This is a genomic window from Massilia sp. TWR1-2-2 (genome assembly GCF_049897565.1).
GTDB lineage: Bacteria > Pseudomonadota > Gammaproteobacteria > Burkholderiales > Burkholderiaceae_D > JAFCUW01.
In genome coordinates this window covers 1-6,894 of record NZ_JAFCWM010000068.1, presented here as the reverse complement: position 1 = coordinate 6,894, position 6,894 = coordinate 1, and the positions used below count along the sequence as shown (strand labels likewise).

Here is a 6,894-nt window from a genome sequence, read left to right as displayed (position 1 = left end):
AGCGCCTTCTATGCGATTCGTGTCCCTCGGCTCATGATTTATGCTCCACGCTTCCTTCCCACACTCGGTTGCCCTCATGCAGTTGCGCTTCACTTCGCTCACTGTGGTCAGCTCGCGGCATCGGAGCTGCGCGCTACATGACGTTACAAACTTGCTACAACTGTGTCGGCTGCACTGGCCATGAACTCGAGGCTGACGGCGCCATTCATGGCATCGCGCACATGCAGTGGGTGACGGCGCCGAACGGCTTGCGGCCGTCGGCCATCTCGGAGAGCCAGCCCAGTTCGCGCGTCACTTCGGTGACGGCCGCCGCCGGCAGGCCTGACGGCATCAGACCGAGCTTGACCTGGAACGTCATCGCCTGCGCCGCCGACACGCCCATCAAGCCGAGGAAGCGCTCGATGCGCGAGCTGTCGCGCTCGATGTAGGTGACGCGGTAGTCCGCCGGCAGCTTGGCGCGCACCGCGGCCGAGGCCAGCGCGTCGTTGTAGCTGCCGAGGCGGTCGACCAGGCCGTGCTGCTTGGCCTGGGTGCCGGTCCACACGCGGCCCTGGCCGACGGCGTCGATGGCCGCCGGCGTGGTCTTGCGCGCCGCCGCCGCCTTGGTGGTGAACTCGCTGTAGATATGGTTGATGCTGCTCTGGACCAGCTGGCCGAAGCGCGGATCGAGCGGTCGCAGCGGATTGTAGGCGTCGGCCAGCCACGTGGTGGTGGTGCCGGCGGTGTGGATGCCAAGCTTGTCGACGACCTTTTCGGCGGTCGGCAAAATGGCGAACACGCCGATCGAGCCGGTGATGGTGGACGGGTCGGCGATCACCTCGTCGGCCGCCAGCGATATCCAGTAACCGCCGGAAGCGGCGACGTTGCCCATCGAGACGACCACCGGCTTGCCGGCGGCGCGCGTCAGTTCCAGCTCGCGCCGGATCAGCTCCGAGCCGAACGCGCTGCCGCCTGGCGAATCGACGCGCAGCACCACCGCCTTGACCGAATCGTCCTCGCGCGCGCGGCGGATCAGGTTCGACGTCGACAGGCCGCCGATGGCGCCCGGCGCCGCGGTGCCGTCGGTGATATCGCCCGACGCCACCACCACGGCGACGGCGTCGCCGAACACCTTCGGACGGTTGCGCGCCAGGTAGTCGTCGAAGCCGACCTGGCGGAACGACTTGCCTTCGAGGTCAGGCGCGCCGCGCTTGATCATCATGGCGCGCAGTTCGTCGCGCGTTTTCAGGCCGTCGACCAACTTGGCGCCCAGCGCCAGCTTGGCCGTGTCGCCGCCGGCCGCGTCGAGCAGGCGCGGCATGTCGTCGATGGTGGCGGTGACGGCGCCGGCGGCGAGCTTGCGGTTCTTCTCGACGTCGGCGGTGTAGGCGCCCCACAGCGCGCCATACAGCGTCGCCTCGGCTTCGCGCGCGGCGTCCGACGGGCCGTTGCCGATGTACGGCTCGGCGAAGCTTTTATAGGTGCCGACCTTCATCAGGTTGACCGTCACGCCGAGCTTGTCGAGGGCGTCGCGGTAGTAGTTGCGGTAGCGGCCGAAACCCTTGATGGCCACCATGCCCATCGGGTGCAGGTAGACCTCGCTGGCGTGCGAGGCGAGCAGGTACTGTTTCTGGTCGTAGCCGCCACCCCAGGCGATGACGGGCTTGCCGGCCGCCTTGACGCGGTCGACCGCGTGGCCGACGTCGTTGAGCATGGCCATGCCGGCGCCGTCCATGTCCTCGAGCAGCAGCACCACGCTGCCGATGCTGGCGTCCTTGGCGGCGGCGTCGAGCACCGTCAGCACGTCGCGCAGCTGGACGGTGCGCTTGACGTCGCCACGCACGCTGGCCATCACCGAATCGCGCAGGCCGCCGGCGCTCTGCTCGACGAGCATGCCCTTCAGGTCGATTACCAGCGCCGTCTTCGGCCCGAGCGGCTTGACGCCGCCGCCGAACATGCCCCACAGGATGAAGATGATGAAGGCCAAAAACAGCAGGTTGAACAGCGTGCGGCGGGTGGCGTCGAGCGCGCGCCAGAACGCGCCAACACCGCGGCGCAGCGAAGACAAGGGTTTGAAGGACATCGGCACTCCGGCGGAAAAGTTATTGAAACCTAGCGCACACTGTAAGCGAAAACGGCAAGCGCTGGTCGATTTGTCATGCGGTGGCGGCGACTACGTCGAGTTTTTGCGGCTGGGAAATTGCCCACAATCCGGCAAACACCAATATGCCATTGACCATCAGCAATTCAAGGCCGAGGCGATAACTTCCCAACAGGTGTGCCTGATTTAGCTCAAGCAAGGCGCAGATCAGCGGTGCACCGATGGTCACCACCGGCACCAGGGGGTCGGTCAAGGTGCGGCTGGTCAAGATGCCAAAGGCGAACAGGCCCAGCAAGGGACCATACGTGTAAGCGGCAATCTTCAGGATCACGCCGATCATGCTGGCGTTGTCGATCATCTTAAATACCAGCACCAGCGCCAGGAACAGCGCGGCAAAACCGAGGTGTACGCGCTGGCGCAACTTGACCTGCTGCGCTTCGGACAGGTCGGCGCGCCGCTGGATGCCGAGGATGTCGATGCAGAACGTCGACGTCAGCGCGGTGATGGCGCCGTCGGCGCTGGGGAACAGCGCCGACACCAGCGCGATCAGGAAGATGATCTGCACCGACGCTGGCAGGTGGCCGGTGACGATGGCCGGGAACAGCTTGTCGCCGGTGGCGGTCACGCCGGCGATCGGCGCGTACAGGTGCAGCAGGCCGCCGAGGAACAGGAACAGCGACAGCACGATGACCAGGATCACGGTCAGGCTCAGCAGGTTCTTTTGCGAATCGGCCAGCGTCTTGACGGAGATAGTCTTCTGCATCATTTCCTGGTCCATGCCCGTCATCGTCAGCACGATGAAGGCGCCGGCGACGATTTGCTTGAGGTAGAAGCTGGGGCTGTCGACGGCGGTGGTGAAGACGGTCGACAGGCCGCGCGCGTCCATCTGCGCCAGGCTTTCGGCTACCGACAGGTCGAGCCGGTTGAGTAAAAACACGACGCAGGCGACCAGGCCGATCAGCATGCAGGTCGTCTGCAGCGTGTCGGTCCAGACAATGGTCTTGACGCCGCCCTGGTAGGTGTAGACCAGGATCATGCCGAGGATGACCAGGGTGGTCAGCCAGAACGGGATGCCGAGGCTGTCGAGAATGATGACTTGCAAGATGTTGACCACCAGGTACAGGCGCGCGGTGGCGCCGAGCAGGCGCGACAGGATGAAGAAACCGGCGCCGCTCTGGTAGGCGCGGCGGCCGAGGCGCACGTCGAGGTAGTGGTAGATCGACGTCAGTTTCAGGCGGTAGTACAGCGGCAGCAAGATGAAAGCGACGGCGATGTAGCCGAACACGTAGCCGATCAGGATCTGGGCGTAGCCGAAGCCGTCGTGGCCGACCGCGCCTGGCACGCTGATGAAGGTGGCGCCGGACAAGGTGGTGCCGACCATGCCGAAGGCGACCAGCATCCAGTTGCTGCTCTTGTTGCCGATGAAGAAGCTGTCGTTGGTGGCGTTGCGCGACGTGGCCCAGGCGACGCCGAGCAGCAGCACGAAATAGGCGATCAGGATGGCGAAGAGTAGCGCTGGCGACATGGGGGTCCGCAGAGTGACGGTTCAGGTCGGCAGAATACACCGAACCCCGGCCGCAGGCTACGGCCCGGCACTCCCGGCTCAGATGTCTTCGCCGCGCACGCGCTCGAACGGGCCGATGCACGCTTCCGTCGATTCAGACGCACACATCAGGAAGATTTCGCCGGACGGGTGGAACAGCACGAAATTGGTCACCTTGGTGCCCACCTTCATGATTTCGCCGGAACAGTCCTGCTTGCCGTTGTCTTTGACGATCTTGTCTTCGAGCTTGTAGAAGCCCTTCGCGCTCGGCGTGGCGGGGATGATGAACTCGCTCTCGGACACCTCGCGCGCGCTGGTGACGAGCGTGGTGCCGTCGCTGCGGAAGCGGTACGTCTCGGCGCAGCGGCCATCGGCGACGAGCAGCTGCCAGACGCCGATGATCGGATGATTGGCTGCCGGCGGCGCGGCGGGCGCCCCTTGTACGAGCATAAAAAGCGACAAACCCAGCCCAGGAAGCAAACGCATGGCGTACTCCTTCATCAGATCTGCAGGTCCGGCAACTGTTAGACAGCGGCGCGTAGCTGCAGTTTGCACTGATTTTGGAACGCGCGGCGCGTCCTGCTGAGCGGCAAATCGTCAGCTGTTGTCGGGCGCCGCTTTTGGCTTGGCTGGACGGCGGCTGCGGGCGGCCGGCTTGCGCGCAGCCTTCGGCGCCGGCCCGGCGTCCTCGACCTCGACCTCGACTGGCGCCGGCTGCGGCGGGGCGATGATGTCGGCGAGCTTCTTGGTGGGATTCTTGGCCGGCGTCTTGCGGGCGGCGCGCGGCTTGCTGCGCTTTTCCACTGCCGGCGGCGGGAACGGCGACTCGTCGTTCCATTCAGCGCTGTTGCCATCGGCTTCCACCTCGGGAATGACCGGCGTCGGCTCATCCCACCAAGGCGTCTCGGCCGGTGCTGCCGGCTCGGGCTGTTCCTCGGCTTCGGGCGCCGCGACCGGCGCGCGGAAATCGGTGCGTCCATTTCGGCCACGGCCGCGGCGCGGCTCAGGCGGCACCACGATCTCGTCGGCCGGCGCTGCCTGGGCGTCGTCCGCCGTCGACACGTCTGCTTCCTGCGCCTCGTCGTCCATTTCGGGCGCGGCTGCCGCCGGCGCGCGGAAGTCGGTGCGACCGCCACGGCCACGGCCGCGGCGCGGTTCCTGCTCTTGGCGGGCCGGCGCTTCTTCGTCGGCCGGTGCGTCGTCGCCGTCGTAGGTGATGGCGGCGGCGGCGTTGGCCATCTGCTCGACCTGGGCGCTCAGTGACGAGGCGGCCGGGCGCTCGCTGCGATAGACGTAGGCGCCGGATTTTTCGTCGCGGCCGAATTCGAGCAGGCCGCGCGCCTGCGCTTCTTCGAGCAGGTTGCCGAAGGTGCGAAAGCCGAAGTAGGTCTCGTTGAAATCGGGACGGCGGCGCTTCAAGGTATCCTTCAGCAGCGACGCCCAGATCTTGCCACTGTCGCCGCGCTCGGAGACGAGCGCGTCGAACATCTCGACGACCATCTCGATCGCCTTCGCCTTGCGCTCTTCGAGTTCTTCCTTGCGCTTGTTGTTCTCGTCCGGTGCGCGCTTCGACTGAGATGCTGCCTGCGCGGCCGGCTGCGCCTTGCGCTCGTCGCGCTTGGCGGCGGCGCGCTTTACTTCGCGCACCAGGTCGTCGTAGAAAATGAATTCGTCGCAGTTCGCCACCAGCAGGTCCGAGGTCGACTGCTTGACGCCGACGCCGATCACCTGCTTGTTATTTTCGCGCAGCTTCGACACCAGCGGCGAAAAGTCGGAGTCGCCCGAGATGATGACGAAGGTGTTGACGTGCGACTTGGTGTAGCACAAGTCGAGGGCGTCGACGACCAGGCGGATGTCGGCCGAGTTCTTGCCGGACTGGCGCACGTGCGGAATTTCGATCAGCTCGAAGTTCGCTTCGTGCATGGTGGCCTTGAACCCCTTGTAGCGGTCCCAGTCGCAATAGGCCTTCTTGACCACGATGCTGCCCTTCAGGAGCAGGCGCTCGAGCACGGGCTTGATGTCGAATTTTTCGTAGTTTGCGTCGCGGACGCCGAGTGCGACGTTTTCGAAATCGCAGAACACCGCCATGCTGATGTTATCGGGGGTAGAAGCCATAAATGTGATTTTCTGAAGAAGGTGAGACTGACAATCCGCAGATTATACGCAACAACATTCATTTGTCGCTTACATGCGCACGTCGCCCTGCGCGTCCACCGATCGCGGGGGAGTCATTTGTGTTTCGTGCCCCCTTAAAGCCGGTCGAGCGTCGCCTCGTCCGGCACGCCGTCGAAGAACTTGTTGATGCAGTCCTGGTACAGCGCCTCGTCGGGTGCGATTTCGGCGAACAGCGTCATCGATGAATGAAATTTCATGTCGTCCGGGCCCCCAAAGATGTCGCCGATCTCCTTGTCGTCGATGGCGGCGACCAGCGCGCTGCACTCGCGCAGGCGCGCGCCGAGCACAGGGTGGGCCAGGTACGCGGCAGCCTCGTCGGCTGAGGCGATGGCGAACTTGCGCGCCTTGGCGCTGGTGCCGAGGCCGGCGATCTGCGGAAAGATGAACCACATCCAGTGGCCCGTCTTGCGGCCCGCCTTCAGTTCGGCGAGAACTTCCTTGTAGACGGATGCTTGCGCCTCGACGAAGCGCTCGAGGTTGAATTTGGTATCCATGCTGCCCTCCTTTACGTGGAATTGTAGCGCGCCCGCATGCTAGAGTGGCGCGCATGAAACCCGAACACCTGCAACTGCTGCTGACGCGCGACATGCCATACGGCAAATACAAAGGGTGCAAGCTGGCCGCGCTGCCTGGCCGCTATCTTGGCTGGTTCGCGCGCGAAGGTTTTCCGCGCGGCGAACTGGGCGAACTGCTGGCGCTGATGTACGAGCTCGACCACAACGACCTGCGCAGCCTGCTCGACCCGCTGCGCCGTTAGCAAATATTGCTGGTATTGCTGGGGTCAGGTCTGACATTCGGACATTTTCGAGCGAATTATTGCCCCGTGAGGCCGGTCCCGGAGCGCGTCGTGCACCTAAGACATTGACTTGCGGATGAGCTCGCCTAGAAATGTCCGTTTGTCCCCTCTGTCAGACCTGACCCCAGCAAAATGTCCGAATGTCAGACCTGACACCAGCGTTGCGTTGCGTTGCCGCAGGCTAGCAGCCTGTCGGACTTTGTCCTCGAAATAAAATCCTCATGCCGGTAAAATGGCAGCTACCGATGAGTAAGCATGAGCGAGGCGACGATGAGCAGTTTCATTCCAGTAGATCGACAA

At 64.3% G+C, this 6,894-nt stretch carries 6 protein-coding genes; 1 reads left to right on the top strand and 5 read right to left on the bottom strand.

Going from position 1 to position 6,894, the window contains the following annotated elements:
* Positions 1-205: 205 nt before the first annotated feature.
* The 5 genes from sppA to ACP7DD_RS26195 all read right to left on the bottom strand — a co-directional run bounded on the left by sppA (position 206) and on the right by ACP7DD_RS26195 (position 6,292).
* Complete coding sequence (gene sppA / locus ACP7DD_RS26215) at positions 206-2,062, bottom strand: signal peptide peptidase SppA (protein ID WP_426178301.1); 1,857 nt, start codon at positions 2,060-2,062, stop codon at positions 206-208.
* A 73-nt stretch (positions 2,063-2,135) separates the two neighbouring features.
* On the bottom strand, positions 2,136-3,605 hold the full coding sequence (locus ACP7DD_RS26210) for a sodium:solute symporter (RefSeq protein ID WP_426178300.1): 1,470 nt from the start codon (positions 3,603-3,605) through the stop codon (positions 2,136-2,138).
* A gap of 78 nt (positions 3,606-3,683) precedes the next feature.
* Positions 3,684-4,109, bottom strand: a complete 426-nt coding sequence (locus ACP7DD_RS26205) for a hypothetical protein (RefSeq protein ID WP_426178298.1) — start codon at positions 4,107-4,109, stop codon at positions 3,684-3,686.
* A gap of 111 nt (positions 4,110-4,220) precedes the next feature.
* Positions 4,221-5,738, bottom strand: coding sequence for an NYN domain-containing protein (locus ACP7DD_RS26200; protein WP_426178297.1), 1,518 nt, complete (start codon positions 5,736-5,738; stop codon positions 4,221-4,223).
* 134 nt (positions 5,739-5,872) lie between these two features.
* Positions 5,873-6,292, bottom strand: coding sequence for a DUF1810 domain-containing protein (locus ACP7DD_RS26195; RefSeq protein ID WP_426178295.1), 420 nt, complete (start codon positions 6,290-6,292; stop codon positions 5,873-5,875).
* A 53-nt stretch (positions 6,293-6,345) separates the two neighbouring features.
* Between ACP7DD_RS26195 and ACP7DD_RS26190 the strand changes: the two genes are divergently transcribed.
* Positions 6,346-6,555 carry a DUF3820 family protein gene (locus tag ACP7DD_RS26190; protein WP_426178294.1) on the top strand — a complete coding sequence of 70 codons (210 nt, stop codon included), beginning with the start codon at positions 6,346-6,348 and terminating at the stop codon, positions 6,553-6,555.
* Positions 6,556-6,894: the final 339 nt, after the last annotated feature.